Raw genomic sequence first — 20851 nt, forward strand, 5'->3', positions numbered from 1 at the left:
CCCTACATCACCAAGAAGATCCCGCCCGCCCTGGTGGCCATCGTCTCCCTGACCGCCGTGGCCTGGTTTGTTGATGTGCCCTTCAATACCGTGGGTGGCATGGGTGAGCTGCCCGATGGCGCACCCTTCTTCCACCTCCCCAATGTGCCCTTTACATTGGAAACCCTGATGATCATCCTGCCCACGGCCCTGACACTCACCATCGTTGGCCTGCTGGAATCCCTGCTCACCGCCTCCATCGTGGATGACCTGACCGACACCCCCAGCAAAAAGAACAAGGAAAGCCGGGGCCAGGGCATCGGTAACATCGTCAGCGGCTTCTTCGGTGGCATGGCCGGCTGCGCCATGATTGGCCAGTCCATCATCAATGTAAAATCCGGCGGGCGCGGGCGCCTCTCCTCCCTGGCCGCCGGGGTCTATCTGCTTTTCTTTATTCTGGTCCTGGGCGATCTGGTCTCCATGATCCCCATGCCCGCCCTGGTGGCGGTCATGATCATGGTGGCCATCGGCACCTTCGACTGGAGCTCCTTCGGGATGCTGAGAAAGATGCCCCGCACCGACGCCCTGGTGCTCATTGTTACTGTCGCCACGGTGGTCATCACCCATGACCTGGCCAAGGGTGTGTTCGCCGGCGTGCTCATGAGCGCGATCTTCTTCGTTCGCAAACTGGCCCGCCAGATCCAGGTCGAGGCCATCGACAGCGATACCGGACAACACCGCACTTACAAGGTCCGCGGCGTGCTGTTCTTCGTGGCGGTAAACAACTTCATGAAGGGCTTCGACGCCGACAACCCCATCCCGAATGTCACCATCGACCTGAGTACCGCCACCCTCTGGGACAGCTCAGCCGTGGGCGCGGTGGACAAGATCGTCGGCAAGCTTCGCCGCAACGGCAAGACCGTGGAGGTCATCCACCCGGAAGGACAAGGCTCGGAGATGATGGACAAGCTGGCGGCCTATGATCAGGCCGGGGGCGGCAGTGGGCACTAAGGGGCATTGCGCTGGGATGGATTACGCTGGAAAGCCGGTGCATCCGAGGCCGGGTCCCGGCGATCCCACTGGGCCTGGCAGGCCTCGGCCCACCACGCGAGCTGCGAGAACGTCCGGCCAAAGTAGCCGGACCAGGCCTCGCCATCCTCTCCTGCCGCAAAGTCTCCGTCTTCGGTCAGGGCTTCACCCGCCCGGGGCACATGAATCATGGCGGAAACGGGCAGACAGCCCAGCTCCGAGAGAAAGGCGCGCATGGCCACGGCGGCCCGGGTTCCGCCCCATTGGCCCGCCGAGTAACTGACGATCGCGCTAGGCCGGTAGGAGAACAGCGAACTGCCGAAATGATTGAGCAGATCGGCCAACGCCGGGCTCATGGAATGATTGTATTCCGGGCTGATCATTACATAGCCGTCCGCCGAACGAATCTGCCCGGCCAGGGCATCCAGCGCCTCCGGCACCCGCCCCTTGGGATAACTGAAATGGGGTCGGAAGTTTTCCTCTCTCGGCACCGTCAGGGGGTCCACAAGCGTTGTCCTGACACCGCTTTCCTCAAGCAAGCGCAGGCAAGCCTGGGCCACCCGCCACCCCAGGCGAGTCGGTCGCGGCGCGCCTTCCGTGCGGGTGGAACCAAGAAACACCAGATAATGCATCACCTTCTCCCATGATTTTCCAAAACGGTGCCCGGAGACAGCCGCCCCATCAGTGGGCGCCTACTCAAGCGAAAGTCTCGCTGATCCGCTCACGGAGTGCATCCCTCACCGCCCGGAAAGGCGCAAGATCGTCGGGCCCGGCGCGATCGCCGGCCGGGTCGGGAAATGGCCAGTGACGGCGGGTAAAATCACCCATGGCCACCGGGCAGACTTCGTCCGCGCACAGGGTCACCACCTGATCGAAATCGGCCAGGCGTATCTCGTCCACGGACTTGGAATGATGGTGTTGGATGTCGATGCCTTGCTCCGCCATCACCGCAACGGCCCGAGGATCAAGCTGGCCCGGGCTCGATCCTGCCGAGGCAATACGGACTGTCTCGGGTAACAGCGCCCGTGCCAACCCCTCCGCCATTTGGCTGCGGGCGGCATTGGCCACGCAGAGGAAGAGGATGCCCCGAGGCTTGGATTTTGAATCAGGCATTGTCCTGGCCTCCTCCGGTCTCGCTGACCGTCCGGTTTCTATCCACCGCGCCACCGGTCCATTCTTCACCCGTGAACCAGCGACGCTTGAGCCACAATGCCACATTCACCAGGGCAATCAGCACCGGCACCTCCACCAGCGGGCCGATGATGGTTGCAAAGGCCACCGCCGAACCCAGGCCGAACGTGGCAATCGCCACGGCAATGGCCAGTTCGAAATTGTTGGAAGCGGCCGTGAAGGCCACCGCCGTGGTGCGCGGGTAATCCGCTGAGATGAGCCGGCCCATGAAAAAACTCACCATGAACATCACCACGAAATAGATGCCCAGGGGCAAGGCAATGCGCAGGGCATCCAGGGGCAGTTCCAGCACTGCCGAACCCTTGAGGCTGAACATCGCCATGATGGTCAATAACAACGCCACCAGGGTCAGCGGGCTGATGCGGGGAATGAAGCGGGACTCATACCACTCCCGTCCCCGCCGTTTCACCAGCCAGCGACGGGTCAGAAAACCGGCGGCAAAGGGAATGCCCAGATACACCAGCACCGCCTGGGCAATGGTGGCAAAACCCACGTCAATCACCTGGCCTTCCAGGCCCACCCAGCCCGGCAGCACGGCCAGAAAGAACCAGGCATAGACACTGAAGAAAACCAACTGAAAGAGGCTGTTGAAGGCCACCAGGCCGGCCACATACTGATTGTTACCGCCCGCCAACTGATTCCAGACAATCACCATGGCAATGCAGCGGGCCAGGCCGATCAGAATCAGGCCGGTCATGTACTCGGGATAATCCCGCAGGAAAATCACCGCCAGAGCAAACATCAGAACCGGCCCGATGACCCAGTTCTGCACCAGCGACAGGGTGAGCACCCGCCAATCTCGAAACACCTGGGGCAGCTCTTCATAACGCACCCGGGCCAGAGGCGGATACATCATCAGGATCAGCCCGATGGCGATGGGAATATTGGTATTACCCACGCTCATGGCATCCAGTGTCGCGGGCAGATCGCCAAACACCGTCCCCAGAGCCACCCCCACGGCCATGGCCAGGAAGATCCAGACGGTCAGGTAGCGGTCCAGCCACCCCATGCGCTTGCTGACAGACGCTTGACCTTCATCCATCACAACGGTTTCTCCACATTAATTCGTTTATCGTCGATTTACGATTGTCGCTTGATAAAAAAAACAGCCCCGGCTTTCACAGGCTGTTCAACAAATCCCGCAGGCGGGCCATGGCCTCTGGCTTCGGCCGATAACAGGTCCGGGGCGGCTGGGGCTCGGCCTCGATCAACCCGGCCTCGCGCAGAATCCGCAGATGTTCAGAGACCGTGGACTGCGCCAAGCCCACTGATTCCACCAGCTCCGCGCTGATGCACTCCCGGCGTCCGGCAATCTGGCGCAACAGCTTGACCCGGGCCGGATGCCCCAGCGCCCGGGCATATCCGGCCAGGGCCTCGTCCCGACCCTCCGGCGTCAGATCCAGATTGTCCGGGTGCTCACAGCAATCTTTCATGGCGCATTTCCAGGCACGATCCGTTAATCGTCGAATGGCGATTATAATGCAAATGAGCGTTTGCGTAAAACCATGTCAGGGCCATTCCGTGGCGCGCCCGGTCTAGGGCTTTCCGAATCGCCGGCGATACTCGAGGACCTCCCCGTTGGCACTGGCCTCGATGTGGCAGCAATCCAGGATGGCTTCCCGGAGCATGGCGCGGCCCCGGGCCATGCGGCTTTTGATGGCCGAGGGCGTGAGGCCGAGTTCACGACTGAGCTGTGCGCCGGACTTGCCTTCCAGAGTCGTCGCGTACATCACCTGGCGGTACTTGGGCGGCAGACCGTTGATGAAGGGGATCAGGCAGGCGGCCATTTCCTGCTCCGCCTGGTTATGGCCCGGCCCATCGTCGGCCAGATCGACCGGCAGCGCTTCCGTGGGACGGGCCCGGCGATAATGATCCGTCAGGGCGTTGGCCGCAATGGTCCGCAGCCAGGCGGGCAGATTGCTCGGGCGTGCGCCCCGATCCAGGGCGTCGAGAGCCTTCAGGAAAACCTCGTGCAGCAGATCCTCGGCCACGACCGGCTCACTGAGCTTGCTCCTGAGAAACGCCAGCAACCCCTCCCGAAAACGTGGGTAAGCGGCGGCCAGCTCACGGCTGGCCGCCCTGCTTCGGTCTGTCTGCTTCCGGCTTTCATCACTCATGACAGCCTCAGCCACAACCACAACCACAACCCGCCCGGCGGGTCCGGACCTGCTCAGCGCCAGCCGCCTCCCCAATCAACTCCACCGGGCCATGGTCGCCATATTGCTCGGCATCACCAATAGTCAGAAAATGCTCCCAGGCCACCCCCTGGGGATCCACGCTCCAATGCTTCTCACTCTGTGCATAGCAACAGGTCGTCTGCCCCTCGTCAATCAGGCCATCCGCATTGGCCGTCTCGGCCCGGGCACGCAACTCGGCCAGCTCTTCCTGAGAATCCACCTGGATGCCCAGATGGCTGACCCCCGGCTCCCCGCAGCGACTGGAAATCGCGAAGTTGACCCGCGGCTCCTCCAGCATCCACTTGGCGTATCCAGACTCCTCCTTCGTCGGCCCCGAACCGAACAGGGCCGTGTAATAGCGAATACTCTTCTCCAGATCACTGACCCCGACATGGACATGCAGGCGTTTCATGGCGTGCTCCTCTTGCAGTTCAACTTGTATATACCCGATCGCTCGGGCTCTATTCCCAATGACGCAGGAAGGGCTGAATGGTCGCAAAATGATGCACCGCTGGCGGTGGATGGTCTCGCAATAAGGTGGGGGTCTTGGTGCTTTTCTGGCTCGATAGATCGGGATTCTTGTTGACGCCTGACGGCGGGAGGAGGAGCATGAATCGGTGATTGATTCCGCTCCGTACTGCACGATCAATCAGGAGTCCTCGCCAAATGCGTGTCTTTGCCAATCCGGTCGGTGCCGGCCAGCTCTGGTTCGACAATCTCGCCACCAACGACGGAACGCCTGTCGCCTATGATCCCCAGGCCCGTGCCTTCGTGGTCATGCCACCCTTCTGTGCCAACCGGGAGCGCATCGGCTGCAACTGGATCGCACCGGAACAGGGGGCTTTCTGCCGCTCCTGCGCCATGACCGCCCTGGCCCCGGACCCCGGCATCCCCAACGCCATTCCCAACTGGGCCCAAACCGAGGTCGCCAAGCGTTGGGTGCTGGACAATCTTGGTCGCTGGCACTGGTTCCGGCCGGAAGACCCGGGCACCCGCCCGGTTTTTCACCTGCTCGCCGAAGGGCCGACACCGGTCCCCATGGGGCACGCGGAGGGCGTGGTGACCGTCAGTGTCGCCGAGATGGATCCGGTTCTGGTGACGGCTCGCCGCCAGGCACTGGAAGAACCCTATCGCACCATGATCGGGCATATGCGCCATGAAATTGCGCACATGCTGTGGTGGCGCTTGAGTCTGCGAGACGACTTTCTCGACGCTTTCCGTGCCATGTTCGGGGACGAGCGCGCGGACTACCAGACAGCTCTCCAGAACCACTACGAGAACGGCCCACCAGCAGACTGGCGGACGCGCTTCCTGACCACCTACGCCTCTTCACACCCCCATGAGGACTGGGCCGAGACGGCTGCACACCTGCTGCATCTGACAGATATTGTCGATAGTTTCGTTGCGGCGGGCCTGTCTTCACCGGAGCTGCCGGGCCAGAACTGGGATCCCTATTCGGAACCGAACCCCTATCGCCTGATCCATGTTGCGGCCACCCTCACAATCGGGGTCAATCACATCAATCGATCGATGGGCCTCTCGGATCTTTACCCCTTCGTTCACTCAAAAGCCGCGCTCGAGAAACTCGCCTTCGTACACGACTGGTTACGCCGCGGCGCTCAGGGCCTCTGACCGAGCCGGAATGTAATGGGCGCAGCCAAGGGCCCATTCCACCCGTGTTCACATCCAAAGAAACCCACGAACAGGCGCTTGCCGTTGATTCGGGACCTGGGTGTCTGGGTTGTTAAGGCGCCGAGGCCGGGGCCACTACGCCCCGTGAAGAGAGAATTCGCCAAAAGGCGATAAATCGTCTATATTTAGCCAAATGGCGAATATCGCAGGAGTGTCCCATGGGGAACATACGCCATAGCACGGCAAGCGATGGTCGGCTCGTCACAACGGCGTTTCTTCGGGCGGCGAAGATTCTTGGGCTCGATAAAAAACGAATGGCCCAGGTCATTGGCGTGGGCGAACGCACCCTGGACCGAATGAGGTCTGGGGATAAGACCCTAAAGCCGGATTCCAAGGAATGGGAGCTGGCCTTGGCACTCATTCGCCTGTATCGCAGCCTGGATGCTGTATGTGCGTCCGATGAGAAGGTGGTGCGCCAGTGGATGCAGAACCCCAACAAGGACCTGGATGCCGTTCCGGCGGAGCGCATTGTCTCCATTGAAGGTTTGATGTCGACGGTGGATTATGTGGACGCCTACCGAGCTCCGGGCTAATTTCCAGTGGGGGAGTGGGACACTCTGGCGGGCCGTCGAGAATCAATTCAAGGCCAGCACACGCCGGATCACCGACACCCTGGATGAGCAGAGTCGACTGGAAGAACTCGTCGAAGGTAACAAGCCGCCGGTGCCTGAATCGGCCCGGGGCCTGGATTATCTGCTGATGACCCCGTTTCGGTACCGCCCCCCTCATCCAAGAGGCAGCCGCTTTCGTCGGCCCCATGCGCCCTGGGGCCTTTTCTATGCGGCCGAAGCCCGGCGCACGGCGCTGGCGGAGCTGAGCTACCACCGGTATCAATTTTTCCTGGCTTCCGAGGGGACGGAACTGCCGGCCACGGAATCCCTTCTCACCCTGTTTTCGGTGTCCTATGCGGTGAAATATCAGACTGACCTAAGCCGCCCGCCGCTGGATCGAGACAAAGCCAAGTGGACCAATCCAAACGATTACAGTGCCACCCAGGCCCTGGCTGAGGCCGCCCGCGAGGCGGGAGCCCAAAGTATTCGCAATGAATCGATTCGGGATCCGGAACCCGGAAAGAATGTGGCCTTGCTGGACCCGGCCGGGTTTCGGACCCAGGCCCCATCGAAGAAGGAAACCTGGAAGCTTCATTTGGGTGACATCGAGGCGGCCGCCATTCCGGCGATTGAGGGCGAGGTTGAGCCCATTCGGTTCAAAAGGGCGGATTGGGATCTACCCGAACCGCCGGAATAAGGGAATCGAGCAAGTGGATTGGAGCGGCCGGATTGCGCGGGAAGGCAAGCGGGGCGCCGGAGGATCCGCTGGCCATTCTGGAAACAATGCAAGGTGTCGATTTTTGCCCCAGTTACGAAACACAACTACCCTGAAAGGCAGACTTCATTTTCAGGTTACCGCAAGCACGGGCACCACTGGCTCATGACTCAGGTGACCACAAAGGGAAAACGCCGGCGAAGCCCGGGCGAGGAACGGGCCAACAGCCTGAGTCACGGTGTGGCCCTGCTCGCCATTCTCGCGGCGGCTCCCTACCTCATCGTGCACGCCACGCGGGAAGGGGACGGACTGTTCACACTCGGCGCCAGCATCTTTGCGGGAACGCTGGCTTTCCTCTACGCCGCCTCGACTTTCTACCACGCCCTGTCGGGAGGCCGCTTCAAAGCGATATTCCAGAAGGTCGAGCATGCCGCTATCCTGTTGTTGATTGCAGGCACATATACCCCATTCAGTCTGGGCATTCTGTGGGGCGAGGGTGGCTGGCTCCTGCTCCTCGTGCTCTGGGGCCTGGCCCTCATGGGCATCGCGCTAAAAATCTTCCGTGGCCAGACTCACCCGGCCCTGTTCGTGATCCTCTATGTCGGCATGGGCTGGCTGATGGTGATCGCCTTCAGACCGCTAATGCATCTGCTTCCGATGGAGGGCCTCATCTGGCTTCTGGCCGGCGGCATTGCCTACACCGCGGGGCTTGTTTTCTTTGTCGCTGACCTGCGCCTCCGGTACGCCCACTTCTTCTGGCATCTTTTCGTGATCGCCGGAAGCACCTGCCACTACCTGGCCGTCCTCTGGTACGCCCATGGCGGATGAGCGCCAGGCTGTCGATCCATCACGAAACCGACCGCGGCGGCGTGTCGCTGGCGGTGGCGGAGCCCCATGGACTGCCGAGCTGGCACCCGGGCAGCAGCTCGACCAGGCGGCCCTGCTGCAAGTCTTCCCCCACCAGAAAGTCCGGCTGCAGGATCACGCCATGGTCCCTGAGCGCGGCGACGCGGCCGGTGCCCTTCGCCTGGGCCAGGCGCTCGCGCCTCTGCGCAACCGCGGTGTGCTGGTAATGGGCTCGGGCAGCCTGACCCATAACCTGTACGAATTCCGCCGCCACGTGGACGACCCCGAGTACGCGCAGATCTTTGCCGACTGGATCCATGACGCCGTGGCAGGCGGCGATGTCGATGCCCTTGTGCACTACCGTGACCGCGCCCCGCACGCGGAACGGGCCCACCCCACCGAGGAGCACTACCTGCCGCTGCTGGTCGCCCTGGGCGCGGCCGAGGTGGAAGAGACGGGTGTCTTGCTGGAAGGCGGCATGACCGACGGCACGCTGTCGATGGACTCATTCGTCTGGGGCGCTGCGCCCGGCCGCCGGCCTGACGGCACGCACCAGCGCTGAACCCGGCCTTAGAACCGCCGGCGCCCCAACTTGTCGCGGTGCACGACCTCGTAGTGATTGACCGTCGGCACCAGGGCTTCAAGGAAATCGGCATCACGCGGGTAATAGCGCGCCCGTGTCGTGTCCTCGCCGGCAAAGGCCCGGATCGCGTCCATGTCACGCCACAGCGTCAGGGTGACGAACTCCGTGCGCCCCGCGTCCAGTGGCCGGCACAGCAGCAGCACCCCGGCATTACCCGGCGTGGCCGCGTAGTCCCCAAGCCCGGTTTCATGCAGGTACTCGACATAGGCCTCCCGGTCCGCCGTGCGGGTCACCCCGCGCCACTCCCGCAGGATCATGACCCCGGGTTGTTTGGACGACTCAGGCATCACGCGGCTCCTGGCAGATAACCAACAAAACGGCTATAGGTAGTAAAAAACATAGACCAGCTGATTCGACCAGAGAATAACCCCAGATATGCCGCTTCCTCTACTGTCGCCCCCTTCCAAGACAATCAAAGGGGCATTCCACCCGGGCTCACGCCCAAAGAAACCCCACGAAAGCGCGCTCGCAGCTAATCCGGGAGGTGGATGTCTCGGTTGTTGCCCATTAGGGAGGTGGGTGTCTGGTTTCTTTCTTGCTCAAAGGGCTGGGCTTCGCCAGAACCCTCTTCCCGGAGCCTGGCTAGCCACTCCAGCCTACCTCAACCGATTCGCTCACTATGCCGCCCAAGACGGCTCGCCCCTGCCCGAGAAACGCCAAATACTACCCTCACCTCGAAAAAGAACAGAGAAACCGGCTGAATCCGCCTCAGAACGGCCTGCACCGAATGCGCAAAGCCAGCAAGAACCCCAGGTCAACCAATTTTGGGTCCTTTAGCGAGGTGAGTGTCTTCGTCCTTTCGCTCAGTAGAAACGAGCCGAGTCCGGGGGAGGCGTTACTCCTGGACATTCTGGCCCGATAATAACGCCTGTGACTCGAAAATCTTCTTTGCCGGGAAGCTCTTCCATTTCCTCCGGCGCAACATCGTCGTAATTCCAGTACCTTGGGTCCGTATTGAGCGCCGGATCGACCTTGAATTGGCGCATTCCCGGACCGTACGGGCTGATAATCCTCATATTGCCCCAGGTTTCTCCTGGCTTGATATAGACGCCCCAGAGCGCCTCGGCAAGCACGCTAATTCCATAATCACCCCTGTCGGCACGTATTATCGCAGGCGTGTAGGCTATTCCGTGCTCTTCGGGTCTTCCAATACCCATGTTTCTTGGGTCGTCATCACGTTGTTCCTGCAAGCCCTGGTCATCGAGTTCCTGGTCGCATTCAAGGTCAACAAACAAAGTAGATACAATGCCTTTGCTGTCCTCAGGATTGCTAATTACATAGTCATACTGATAGAACCCATCGTCGCGCCTAGAATATTCGACATCAACAACGACGCCAGAAATATCTTCGTCACGCTCCCAAGGGTCAGCGCGGTCGTCCACTGCCCACGCGCCGAATGACATGACTGATGCTAATACACATATGCAGACCTGGCTTTTCATAGTTCAGCCCTCTATCCGCGCCGACAATCTAAAATGCATTCCCGCTGGCGGAACCCTGGTAAAACCACTGTTCAGAGCGCGATTCTCTAATGGTCGGGAGCGAGGTGGGTATCTTCGTCTTTTCGTCCTGTTAACCCGGCATATGGATCACTCGGCTTCCGCTGTTAGGAACTCCCGCCCCTGAGATGGGCGGAAAAGCCCTCTCTGGCTTCGCGCGTAATCGGTGCCAGTGCTTTGGCGGGCTCCCGCCGAACCGTGATGCCCATGGCAGTGGCCTGCCGAACAAGGTCATCGGCCACTTGCTCGGAGGCAATGTACAGAAACTCCGGTCGGGCGCCGGCCTTGCCCTGGGCACTGATCAGCAGCCAGGCCTAGTTCGGCGTAAATTGTGTGGGGTCTATCGACAATTTTCACTCCAGTATCATTTTCGGTCACCGGATGCGTGGTGCGCGAAGCGTCAAGGCTCGCTTTCCTTCTTGATCCGCTCCTCCAGCGCCTCCAATTCCCGCAACTCCTCGGCATCGGCCTCCAGCGCCTCATCCCGTCGCCGTTGGGCGTCAAATTGCTCGTAACGCTCGTGCGCAATCTGCTCCATGCGATCGCGGCTGATGCTGCCGGCCCCGTCAAGAATCGGCCGTTCGTTGAATTCCAACAGCCGATCTACATTGTTGCGCCAATAGTTCAGGGTCAGGTCCTTGCGCTCCTTGGCACGCAGCTCGGCCTGTTCCAGGAAGATCACCACCAGACGGTTCAGGGTGTCCACCTCGTCGGCGCTCAGGTAGTTCTTGGCGATGGTGACATCCTGCTTACGCACCCGTGCGCCCTGCCAACTGGTCAACGCCATATTGGGAGAAGCGGCGTCGGCGCGCTGCACCACGATCTCGGCGGCAGTAAGGCGGGTGACCGCATAGAGCAGCTTGTTCTGCACTTCGGCGAAGAAGGTCTGCGCGTCGTGGTCGTCGGGCCGGTAGTCGCTGGACAGAGCGAAGAGATCGCGCACCTTCTGGTAGAAGCGCTTCTCCGAGGCACGGATGTCGCGAATGCGGGCCAGCAGCTCGTCGAAGTAATCCCAGCCACCGGGCTCCTTCAGGCGCTCATCGTCCATGACGAAGCCCTTGACCAGGTATTCCTCCAGATGGGCGGTGGCCCACTGACGGAATTGGGTGCCCCGGGCGGAGCGAACCCGGTAGCCCACGGCCAGGATCATGGGCAGGCTGTACCACTTGACCCGGTAGCGCTTCCCGTCGGCGGCAGTTGTCAAGTTTTCCTTGACAACTGCCGCCTCGGATAACTCCCCTTCTTTCAGGGTGTTACGGATATGTAGGCTGACATTCTGCTTGGTGGTGGCGAACAGCTCCGCCATCTCCGCCTGGGTCAACCAGACGGTCTCCCCCTCCACACGAAGCTGGATTTCGGCCAATCCGTCGTCACTTTGGTAGAGAATCAGTTCGCCCCGGCTCATTCCATCTCCCCGTTGAACCAATCCAAACCGCGCCTTACGACCTTCATCACCTGGAACCCTCCCCATGGTTACCGGGCAAGTTATTTGGCACTGAATTTCCCCCACTGATTCTGACATACCCAATCAGAATACGCCTACACCAAAACACACGCGAATCACAGACACTATCCCCAGGTACCAATCGGAAAGGATCCACCATGCCCACAGCACGAAAGGAACTCGTCTGTCTGGACGCCACGCCCTACTACCATGTGGTCTCACGCTGCGTGCGGCGGGCCTTTCTGTGCGGGGTGGATTCCGTTACAGGCCGATCCTATGAGCATCGCAAGGAATGGATCGTGGAGCGGCTCACCGAACTGTCGGAACTCTTTGCCGTCGATCTGTGCAGCTACGCCGTGATGAGCAACCACACGCATCTCGTGCTGCGCCTGGATCCCGAGACTGCCGAGGAATGGTCTGAAGAAGAGATCATGGAGCGCTGGGATCGACTGTTTTCATTGCCGGTGCTGGTGCAGCGCTACCGCAGGGCGCAGACCACTTCCCGGGCCGAGAGTGAAGCAGCACAAAAGAAGATTGAGGCCTGGCGGGAACGGCTCTCCGACTTGTCCTGGTTCATGCGCTGCCTGAACGAACCCATCGCCCGTCAGGCCAATGCCGAGGATGGCTGTACCGGTCGGTTCTGGGAGGGTCGATTCAAGTCCCAGGCGCTATTAGATGAGGCCGCCCTACTGACCTGCATGGCCTATGTGGATCTCAACCCCATCCGGGCCGCCATCGCCCGCACACCGGAACAGTCCGACTTCACCGCCATTCAGCAACGCATCCGCGAAGTGATGGCCCTCAAAGACCGAAAACCGCCGGAAAACGGGCCTCGCCTGCTGGATTTCGCCGGCGACGAACGCTGGAACGGCCCGGATGGCCTACCCTTCTCTCTGGATGACTACATTGAACTAGTAGACTGGAGCGGCCGGATCGTCAGGGAAGGCAAGCGAGGCGCAATCCCCGAGGATCTGCCGCCCATCCTGGATCGCCTAGAGATTGATGCGAGAACCTGGCTTCGGGCCATTCGCCGGGGGCAGCGACTCCAGTTCCACCATGCCGTAGGCCGGGCCTCGGCCATCAAGGTCGCGGCCGAGCACTTCGGGCGAAGCTTCCTGAAGGGACTGGGTTTCGCCAGGACGCTATTCCCCGAACCCGGCTAACCGACTCTCAAACTCCCCGGATAATGACAGATCTGCCGTCCAAGGCGGCGTGGTCGTGCCCGAAACCGCCGCAACAGCGCAGTAACCTCTCATTTCAGCCCGCGACACTGGTTTTTCTACCCACAAGAGAGCCTTCCGTCAGAACTCATCCGCATGCTGAGCTACCTAACGACGTATTTACCCATCAGGGAGGTGGGTGTCTTCGTAGTTGTTCGGGGAGGTGGGTGTCTTCGTAGTTGTTCGCACGCACACCGGAACAGTCCGACTTCACCGCCATTCATTAACGCATCCGCGAAGTGATGGCCCTCAAAGACCGAACCCCCCCGGAAAACGGGCCCCGACTGCTTGGTTTCGCCGGCGACGAACGCTGGAACGGCCCAGACGGCCTACCCTTCTCCCTGGACGATTACATCGAGCTGGTGGACTGGAGCGGGCGCATTGTGCGGGAAGGCAAGCGAGGCGCGATACCGGAGGATCTGCCACCCATCCTGGATCGCCTGGAGATCGACGCCAGAACTTGGCTCAGAGCCATTCGCCGGGGCCAGCGTCTCAAATTCCACCATGCCGTGGGCAGAGCCTCGGACATCAAGGTAGCGGCGGAACAATTCGGGCGAAGCTTTCTGAAGGGACTGGGCTTCGCCAGGACGCTATTCCCCGAACCGGGCTAACCGACTCTCAATCTCCCGGGATAACACCCAAACTGCCGCCCAAGGCAGCCTGGCTGTGCCCGGAACTACCCCAATTGAGCAGTAACCTGCCATTCCAGCCCGGGAAACGGGTACTTCTGGCCCAAGAGGATCGTCTGTCGCAGACCACCCGCTTACAGGGCTGCCAACTCGTTAGATCTGACCTACTAGGGAGGTGGGTGTCTTCGTTGTTTGTGCGGTGCGGTTGATGCTTCAGGTCTTTGTGCTATATTCCCTGTATTGGATTCAAGATGCTGGAGACTCTATGGACGGAATCCGCGTTCACCTCTATCGGCATGCCCCCATGAATCGCAGAACCGCTCCCCCTGAAGAACTTCTTCGACGGGTAGACGGCTGGGATCTTGCTGACCGAGTAATACTCTGCCACCAAACAGAAGTTCGTCTTGAGGAGTTTATTGAGCGAGATGGGCTTCTGCTCATGGATTTTGCTAAATACCGCTGGACGCGCGGCCCAGGGCGCGGATCGCATGATCGGCCCACTCGTCCAATCCGGATGGATGATGACGAAACCTTTGTTGAACAAACCGCAGCTCTCTATGACCCACGCAGTCAACATTACATCGTCGAATACAATCATCACGGCGTGAGGTCTGCACGTATTGGCGAATACCTAAGCAACGTCGATGACGTTCCAGATAACAATTACAAGCTCGAACCTAGGTTCGATCCGGATGCTGAGCAGAGGCTCCAGAACAAGCCAATACGTAGAAAACTTCAGTTTCGAATAAACACAGACCTGGTTCCAGGCCGGGCCAGAAATTCCGCAGTAGGACGCTCCATAGGTAACTTCGATAACTTTGGAGGCAGAGTATTAGAGGTCACGGTCGGTATGGGCCATGCCGCTCGAGACGCTGGCCTCAATGACAACATGATCCAACGAACCATTGATTGGCTAAGAAGCATCAGGGCAGAGGATGATGAAGCTGTATCCAAGATCCGAGTATCTGCCAAGGATCCAGACGATGTAGTAGAGGTTATTGACCTCATAGAGCCAAAATTGAGCCAAGAATTCGGTGATCTTGAAATGGATGAAGGCCGACGGTATCCGACCGAAGAACGCTGGAATGCATTGCTCCGTGCGCACCGTGGTTGGCGCCGCCACATGTGATGGTGATGAATAAAGATCGACTCATAGGATTATGGGAAGGTTGGTATCCTGAAGTGATTGCCGTGACCTCGGCACTCGCCGGATGGTATTGGCACTTTCTATTACCAATGCCCCATAACGAACTGCTCGGATCATCATTGACTTTTGGCGCGATCCTAACCGGCTTTTTGGCAACCTCCAAGGCAGTGCTCCTCAGCCTGAGAAATACCGAAGTTTGGCAGCACCTTGACGCAATAGAGCTAACCGGCCAAGTAATCAGCTATCTATCCCGGGCTATTGGCGGCGCATTTTTATTTAGCGTCTGGTCTTTGGTTGGTTATTTCAAAGCTGTACCATCACATGCCTATGCTGTTTTGTGGCTAATTCTGGCTGTTTATACTGGCTTGGCGTTTTGGCGGTTTACCCGTATTCTCTTCTTAATCATCAAGTCTAAACGCAGAAGCCATAATAAGCCTGATGATTTTTAGAAACTCCGTCCTTGCTCACGACCTTCAGAAAACAAGTAGAACGCCCTTGGACATGTGGTTCTTTCACTAAGCTTCTGAAGCACAGATCCCAAATAGCGAGCGTTCTTCCAAGTCAGCAATTTCCACGCAATGATAATTAAAAAATAGGCATTTCCGCTATTCTCAATTAAATCTCATCTATTTCCACGCGGCAATATGGAGTCTTTTCATAAATAGTCGCTGGCCAGTCCCGACGAATACAGGGCCTTGGCTTCATTTGCCGCATCAATTGCCTCTCGAACCTTTTGGTCTTTGAGATCAAGCACCCTCAGCGTTTCATCCTCCATGCGCGCCACGGCTTCGATGCGATGGAAGGCGTCGCCGAGCTCTTCGGAAAAGCTAGCTAGGCCGCGCAGCTTATAAAGTGCATCGGCAAAGTGATGGCCGTGCGGATCGACGATGGAGACCTTGATGTCATCATCGTCGCCGTGGAAGAACAAAAAGTCCGGGCACATGCGTCGCCAGTTATCTTGAGCATCACAGTAAGCAATGGCAAGCGCATCTTCTGAGGCTCGCGAGGGGTTACGATACCAAGCGCGGAAATCATGATCTTTCATTTCCGAATCCAACACCTGCACCTCCCACTCGTTCAACGAGCCAATCGGAAACTCGCCCGCCTCGTCACTCATCAGGTGTTGCGCACGGGTCTCCACGGCATTGCCATCACCATCTGCGGCCGATTCCGTCCTTGTTCGCGGCCGCTGAATGCCAATCTCCTGTGGATCGCGAGACATGCCTTTGATCTCGGCATAGGCTGCCTGGCGCTCATCGGACAGCTTCTTGATAGCCTTGCGGTATTCGGCAAACCATTCTCTGGCCAGCTTGTCTGCCGTACGGTCCAGTTCGTGCGGCACGTCCTCAATTCTAGCCAAACCCGACACTTTGACATGCGCATCGAACAAGCCGTCATAGTCATCCGTCGCAATATGGTCGGCATATCGTTTGGCCAGCTCTGGGGTCAGAATCCGGCGTGCATCTCGAAACTCGGCCTCTACAGCACGATCATCAGCCAGCTCGACGAAAGTTCCTGCTCGCAAAACCTCATGCTCCGATACCCCAGCCACGATGGTCTCGCCGTGAACCTCCAGAATCGCGTCCATGTGCTCATCCACCTCCGCTTCGTACTCCGTTGCCAGTCCGTCGAGACGCAGACAGAGCTTTTCGTAGGCCTCCTTGATCGCATTTTCGCGCAAACCATCGCGCGACAGCGCCTGGGCCAGGGCCGCCAGCCGGCGAACTGGTCGTGCGGCCTTTCGAGGCAGGGTCTGCGAGGGCACTCGATCAAAAGCCTCCCATACGGCTTCGGAGACATTCGGGTTCGGTAGCATATCAACCGGCTTGAACAACACCCGGCGCCCTTCCCCGCCGCCGGTGCCGCCGGAACCATCATCCCCCTCAGATGTGGTGCCAAGCAGCACCTCGGCCACCGAGCTGGCCGTACTGCGATTAAAATGCGGCAACAGGCATTCCACGGAGTTAAGCACATCATTGCCAGGCACGCGTCGTGCCAGTGGCGTGCGCACCATGCGGCCAAGCAATTGCGTGATGTGCGTCTGATCCTTGGCCGGCCTGAACGACACGAGCACTTCAGCCCGCGGACAGTCCCAGCCGGTGGAAATCGCATCCTTCGCAAACAGCACCCGAATATGGGCGTCATCCTGCACCCGTTCAGGCGACACATGCGGCACCGTAAATCCGCCCAGATCGATGGTCTGATGCTCGCCGAAGACATGCGCCATGGCATCTGGCTCCAGCCCCGGCCAGGCTTCTTGTATGGTCTTGAATGCCGACAGCAGCAAATCATCGGAGGGCTTGTTCGGTACCTGCACTACCAGCAGTGGCACCACAGACTCCTCGACGCCCTCGCCTTCGGCATATTCGGTCCAGAGTTGCGTCGCTTCTTTGACCTTTCGGGCCGCACGGCCGAGCAATACCGTATCGAACTGACCTGTTTCGGTAGGAAACTCCAGGCGGATATCATCCTTCAGCAAGCCAGATTCCTGTACACGCGCAGCATCCACCACTACATTGGGATAAGTCGTACGACCTTCGGCCTGAGCCATGGCTTGGTTAAAACGCTCCACCGTAGCTGAAATACCCCAAACTACCGGCACTGGCGGCACCCCGTTGGTCCCGTTGATCAGCCGCTGCACGACAGTGGCTCGCTCCGCATTGTCGTCTTTCGTGCGTTTCTTCATGCCACGATGGGCTTCATCGAGGATCAGATACAAAGTCAAATTCTCATCCTCGATGGTATTGCGAAGCGTGTCCCACATAGTGAACGCTCGCGTATCGGGCGGCGGCAGGTGACTTAGATTCTGCTGCGTATCGTCGGGATCGGGCTCCGGCGCACCGCGCACCAAACGTGAATTCTTGCCCAGCTTCTGGGCATTGAGAAAATATACCTTCCCCGGCTCGAGCTTTTCCTGGTTGAAACTGTTCCCGACCACCTTAAGCCGCGATTCGACTGCCAGGCGGTCCGCAGCCGCCATCAGCCGAAAGCGGGTCTGCTCGTTCAGCGCTGGGTCATCGGTAAACCACAGCACCACTGCACCTGGATCAGCCTCAAAATCATGATCAGCATCGCCGTCAAATAGCGCCTCAATGACAGCTGCGGCCATAACCGTTTTGCCCGCACCCGTAGTGGCCGTCAGAGAGAAGGCGGCCGGCGACTGCCGTTTCTTCCAGTCGTCGCGCGCACGCTCCAAGCGATCCAGTACGTCGGCTACTGCATCATCCTGATAATCCTTCAGCGTATAGCGCATCGACCTACTCCCGCCCTGCGTTGATTACGAAATTGCTCAAGTACGACTCATATAGGCGCACCGCCTCGACGCGTGCAGGAAGCTCGCCACAGACCGATTGGAACCCGCGGTCATCATCGGTAATTACAAATGCCATGCGCACCGAGTCAGTCTGCTTGATCATCTCGATAAACCCATGCATCGCGTCTAAGTCGAATAGCACCCCATAGGTGTCCGCAACATCGAATTCATCACACGGCTTATCGATGCGCCGCCCTTCCGCACCTGCCTTCATCCATAAGAGTGGCGCAATCGCCGCAAACTCACGGTGATGGGCCACGGGTCGGGGCGCATGGTAAGTCAAATCAAAGAACTCGACATTCTCCTCAAAACCATCAGCCATGGGAAACTCATCGGTAAACTTGTAATCCCCCTTGATCGGCTGCCCCTCCGGGGTCTTGCCGGTAATTGCTGCTTGAATACGTGGTTTGGTAATATATTCACAAATGCCCAATGCCTCCCATTTTGGATCCCCCGGTCGTAGTCCTCGCTCCCGAAGCAACTTCTGCTCATCAGCTGAAACCTCATTATTGGTCACGCTGATACATTGCCGGCGGCCGTCATCCTGTCTATTTAGTCGCAGAATTGCGTGTGCAGTGGTACCAGAGCCAGAGAAGAAGTCCAATATTACGGCCTGCGGCTTGTTACTTACGAAAAACCGGAGCGCGTCCTCAACAGCATAAAGAGACTTCGGGAATGGAAACCTCCGGTCGGTAAGAACTTTCGACAGCAACCTTGATCCGTACTGAGTGGAGTCATGGGAACCAATTCTCCATTGCGTACCTGGTATTGCGACAATCCTGTTTGATTGCTTCGCTTCGGCAATCATTGAACCATCGGGCCCTCGACCGGTGACAATAAAATCCCCTTCTTGAATTTTTCTATACTCACCATCTTTAAGGATCGAAACAACATAACCCCGCTTTGCGTTTCCACTTATTCGAACACGTCCCTGTGAAAGTCGTTTTCGGAAAGTCTCTGGCGCCCACTGCCAGTTCCCTTCACTTCCATCTTGTCGAATAGGCAGCACCGGGACAACACCCTCTACTGGGGGCGCCTCATGACATCCACGTTCAAGCGGTTGACCTACGCTATGAACTTTGGGTCCGTTTGGATCGATGTAAATCGGATAAAAACATTTAGGAGAATGTGCACGCTCAGCATTCGTCCCCGACCGTCGTAGCATGTCCCAGCGTGGTTTTCCTGTATGTGTTCGTCCTTTAGCAGAAACCCACTCACGGCTCAACGGCTGACGTTGAGGACATGCATCCCCCACAAATATGAAAAACAGATACTCATCACTCCGGCCGAATTGCCCAGCTCTGGCGACAGCCGCAGGATTTATCTGAGTGCTGATCATTTGTATTCTGCATTCAGAAAAAATCTGCTCTAGCAATAAACCTAGCCGCAAGACTTCTTTTTCATCAATCGTCACAATCAGAACAGAATCGTCCGGATTCAATAATCGCCGAGCGAGCTTCAACCGACGCTCCATCATTGCGAGCCATTTGGAGTGGCGGTATGAATCGTCACCATCGACATAATCGTTGTTATATTTCCAGTCCCGCGCGCCACTGTTGTATGGTGGATCGATATAGATCGCGTCTAGCTTGCCTTCATGGGTATAAAGTAGCGCCTGCAAGGCATGATAATTCTCAGAATTTATCACCGTATGAAACGGCTTATCACCCCCACGCTCCACGCGGCCGGTAGACTTAAAGCCCGGATAAATTGGATCACGAAACTCGGCCACGACGACTAGGTTATCCACCGCCCGTGTAGCCTTCTCGATTTCCGCCTCAGCACTATCCCGGCGCGCCAGCTCAGCCACTCGATGCTTTCCCTGCGAACGGACCCGGACCACACGCCACAAGCGGCGATCCACGCTGCCTGCGGGCTCCCCCCGCTCAGCCAGAAAACGGACCTTGTCACCCCTCCGAACCGGCCGCCCCGGCAACTCTACGGTTTCCGGTACATGGCGCTCGAAATTCAATCCAAACGCTCGCCGCTTGCTCAGTTGCGCAAATTCCCGCTGAAGATCCTCAGCCAACTGCCGATCCTTGCCCTCAACTTGTCGCAATAAGTCCGTCAACCTCGACACAGACACACTCCTTAGAGCCAAATCAATGGGTTACGCTAAAATACACAAAGGAGCAACCGATACGTCAAGTAGCTCCTAGTAGCCGGCCATCGCCATTCTAAACTAGACGCACCCGGCAAACCGGCTGCAATTCGACCTTCACGCCAAACGGGAGCGCAAGCTTACGGCTGGGCGTCGCCATACCTTGCTCCCGACCCCGGCTACGCCAATCTTCATGATCCCCGAATGACGCCAGATCTACCACACAAGGCGGCCTGGCTGTGCCCGAAACGACCGCAATCGGGGAGCAATCCACAACTTCGGCCCACGAAACTGGTTCTTCCGGCAACAAGAGTGTCTTCGGTCGGACATCACCCGCATGCAGAGCTGCCGAACGACCGGATTTAACCCATTAGGGAGGTGGGTGTATTCAGCGTGGTTGCGACGATAGAGGGCAATATAGCCTCGGTTCTCGCTACCATCCGGGTTGCGGCTCGTGACGCGACGCTCGAAAACATAGGCATTCTCGCCGGTATCGTCGCTGGCCGGGTCCGGCTGCGGCAGCTCCAACAAGGTGCAAAGTTCGGTCAGAAAAAGCTGGTAGTTAGCCCGCTCGCCGCCACCTGTGTCGCGCCAGCGCTCGATAAAGGCCTCCACGTCTTTGTGGGAAGCAATGGCGGTGGGCTCGGATTCCGGGGAGAAGGCAGTGCTGCCGGG

At 58.7% G+C, this 20851-nt stretch carries 21 protein-coding genes and 1 pseudogene; 10 read left to right on the top strand and 12 right to left on the bottom strand.

All coding sequences use genetic code 11. From position 1 onward, the window contains the following. On the top strand, positions 1 to 990 hold a 990-nt coding region (locus tag VCB98_RS11560), incomplete at its 5' end, for a SulP family inorganic anion transporter (protein ID WP_346052702.1). Here VCB98_RS11560 and VCB98_RS11565 read toward each other — a convergent pair. From VCB98_RS11565 to VCB98_RS11590, 6 genes are all read right to left on the bottom strand, one after another. Continuing rightward, a complete protein-coding gene (locus VCB98_RS11565) occupies positions 987 to 1640 on the bottom strand; it encodes an NADPH-dependent FMN reductase (protein ID WP_346052704.1) in 654 nt (217 codons plus the stop codon). The genes VCB98_RS11560 and VCB98_RS11565 overlap by 4 nt on opposite strands. A gap of 64 nt (positions 1641 to 1704) precedes the next feature. Further along, the gene (locus VCB98_RS11570; RefSeq protein ID WP_306727113.1) at positions 1705 to 2121 is read right to left on the bottom strand and encodes an arsenate reductase ArsC; all 417 of its coding nucleotides are present in this window, start codon (positions 2119 to 2121) and stop codon (positions 1705 to 1707) included. Then, complete coding sequence (arsB, locus tag VCB98_RS11575) at positions 2114 to 3241, bottom strand: ACR3 family arsenite efflux transporter (protein WP_306727114.1); 1128 nt, start codon at positions 3239 to 3241, stop codon at positions 2114 to 2116. Before arsB ends, VCB98_RS11570 begins: the two co-directional genes overlap by 8 nt. Positions 3242 to 3317: 76 nt before the next feature. Further along, a complete protein-coding gene (locus VCB98_RS11580) occupies positions 3318 to 3632 on the bottom strand; it encodes an ArsR/SmtB family transcription factor (protein ID WP_306727115.1) in 315 nt (104 codons plus the stop codon). A 102-nt stretch (positions 3633 to 3734) separates the two neighbouring features. After that, a complete protein-coding gene (locus VCB98_RS11585; protein WP_306727116.1) occupies positions 3735 to 4316 on the bottom strand; it encodes a sigma-70 family RNA polymerase sigma factor in 582 nt (193 codons plus the stop codon). Positions 4317 to 4323: 7 nt separating this feature from the next. After that, entirely contained in the window at positions 4324 to 4788 is a 465-nt protein-coding gene (locus VCB98_RS11590; protein WP_346052708.1) for an ArsI/CadI family heavy metal resistance metalloenzyme, read from the bottom strand. Between the two features lie 254 nt (positions 4789 to 5042). Between VCB98_RS11590 and VCB98_RS11595 the strand changes: the two genes are divergently transcribed. The 5 genes from VCB98_RS11595 (at position 5043) to VCB98_RS11615 (ending at position 8742) form a co-directional block, all read left to right on the top strand. Next, positions 5043 to 6008 (top strand): zinc-binding metallopeptidase family protein, encoded by a 966-nt coding sequence (locus VCB98_RS11595; RefSeq protein WP_346052710.1) that lies wholly within the window; start codon positions 5043 to 5045, stop codon positions 6006 to 6008. A 218-nt stretch (positions 6009 to 6226) separates the two neighbouring features. Next, entirely contained in the window at positions 6227 to 6601 is a 375-nt protein-coding gene (locus VCB98_RS11600) for an MbcA/ParS/Xre antitoxin family protein (protein WP_306727119.1), read from the top strand. Then, a complete protein-coding gene (locus tag VCB98_RS11605; RefSeq protein ID WP_346052713.1) occupies positions 6573 to 7316 on the top strand; it encodes an RES family NAD+ phosphorylase in 744 nt (247 codons plus the stop codon). Before VCB98_RS11600 ends, VCB98_RS11605 begins: the two co-directional genes overlap by 29 nt. A gap of 183 nt (positions 7317 to 7499) precedes the next feature. Continuing rightward, on the top strand, positions 7500 to 8162 hold the full coding sequence (gene trhA / locus VCB98_RS11610; RefSeq protein ID WP_445354002.1) for a PAQR family membrane homeostasis protein TrhA: 663 nt from the start codon (positions 7500 to 7502) through the stop codon (positions 8160 to 8162). Further along, positions 8152 to 8742: a DODA-type extradiol aromatic ring-opening family dioxygenase gene (locus VCB98_RS11615; protein WP_346052717.1), complete on the top strand. Its 591-nt coding sequence runs from the start codon at positions 8152 to 8154 to the stop codon at positions 8740 to 8742. The genes trhA and VCB98_RS11615 overlap by 11 nt, the downstream gene beginning before the upstream one ends. Before the next feature lie 8 nt (positions 8743 to 8750). Here VCB98_RS11615 and VCB98_RS11620 read toward each other — a convergent pair whose 3' ends face one another. The 3 genes from VCB98_RS11620 to VCB98_RS11630 form a co-directional block, all read right to left on the bottom strand. Then, positions 8751 to 9110, bottom strand: a complete 360-nt coding sequence (locus tag VCB98_RS11620) for a hypothetical protein (RefSeq protein ID WP_346052719.1) — start codon at positions 9108 to 9110, stop codon at positions 8751 to 8753. A 516-nt stretch (positions 9111 to 9626) separates the two neighbouring features. Beyond that, entirely contained in the window at positions 9627 to 10265 is a 639-nt protein-coding gene (locus tag VCB98_RS11625) for a hypothetical protein (protein WP_306727124.1), read from the bottom strand. Between the two features lie 457 nt (positions 10266 to 10722). Beyond that, entirely contained in the window at positions 10723 to 11727 is a 1005-nt protein-coding gene (locus VCB98_RS11630; protein WP_306727126.1) for a virulence RhuM family protein, read from the bottom strand. Between the two features lie 197 nt (positions 11728 to 11924). Between VCB98_RS11630 and VCB98_RS11635 the strand changes: the two genes are divergently transcribed. The 4 genes from VCB98_RS11635 to VCB98_RS11650 all read left to right on the top strand — a co-directional run bounded on the left by VCB98_RS11635 (position 11925) and on the right by VCB98_RS11650 (position 15211). Next, entirely contained in the window at positions 11925 to 12929 is a 1005-nt protein-coding gene (locus tag VCB98_RS11635) for a transposase (protein ID WP_346052722.1), read from the top strand. A gap of 296 nt (positions 12930 to 13225) precedes the next feature. Continuing rightward, positions 13226 to 13597 carry a hypothetical protein gene (locus VCB98_RS11640; protein ID WP_346052724.1) on the top strand — a complete coding sequence of 124 codons (372 nt, stop codon included), beginning with the start codon at positions 13226 to 13228 and terminating at the stop codon, positions 13595 to 13597. A 322-nt stretch (positions 13598 to 13919) separates the two neighbouring features. After that, entirely contained in the window at positions 13920 to 14744 is an 825-nt protein-coding gene (locus VCB98_RS11645) for a DUF6731 family protein (protein ID WP_346052726.1), read from the top strand. A gap of 5 nt (positions 14745 to 14749) precedes the next feature. Next, the gene (locus VCB98_RS11650) at positions 14750 to 15211 is read left to right on the top strand and encodes a hypothetical protein (RefSeq protein ID WP_346052728.1); all 462 of its coding nucleotides are present in this window, start codon (positions 14750 to 14752) and stop codon (positions 15209 to 15211) included. Positions 15212 to 15417: 206 nt separating this feature from the next. Here VCB98_RS11650 and VCB98_RS11655 read toward each other — a convergent pair whose 3' ends face one another. The 3 genes and pseudogenes from VCB98_RS11655 to VCB98_RS11665 form a co-directional block, all read right to left on the bottom strand. Continuing rightward, entirely contained in the window at positions 15418 to 18015 is a 2598-nt protein-coding gene (locus VCB98_RS11655; protein ID WP_346052729.1) for a DEAD/DEAH box helicase, read from the bottom strand. 4 nt (positions 18016 to 18019) lie between these two features. Continuing rightward, positions 18020 to 20155, bottom strand: coding sequence for a DNA methyltransferase (locus VCB98_RS11660; protein ID WP_445354001.1), 2136 nt, complete (start codon positions 20153 to 20155; stop codon positions 18020 to 18022). 420 nt (positions 20156 to 20575) lie between these two features. Further along, positions 20576 to 20809, bottom strand: a pseudogene (locus VCB98_RS11665) (type IIL restriction-modification enzyme MmeI); the annotation flags it as partial. Between the last annotated feature and the right edge of the window lie 42 nt (positions 20810 to 20851).

The sequence above is a fragment of the Natronospira elongata genome (genome assembly GCF_034931365.1).
GTDB lineage: Bacteria > Pseudomonadota > Gammaproteobacteria > Natronospirales > Natronospiraceae > Natronospira > Natronospira elongata.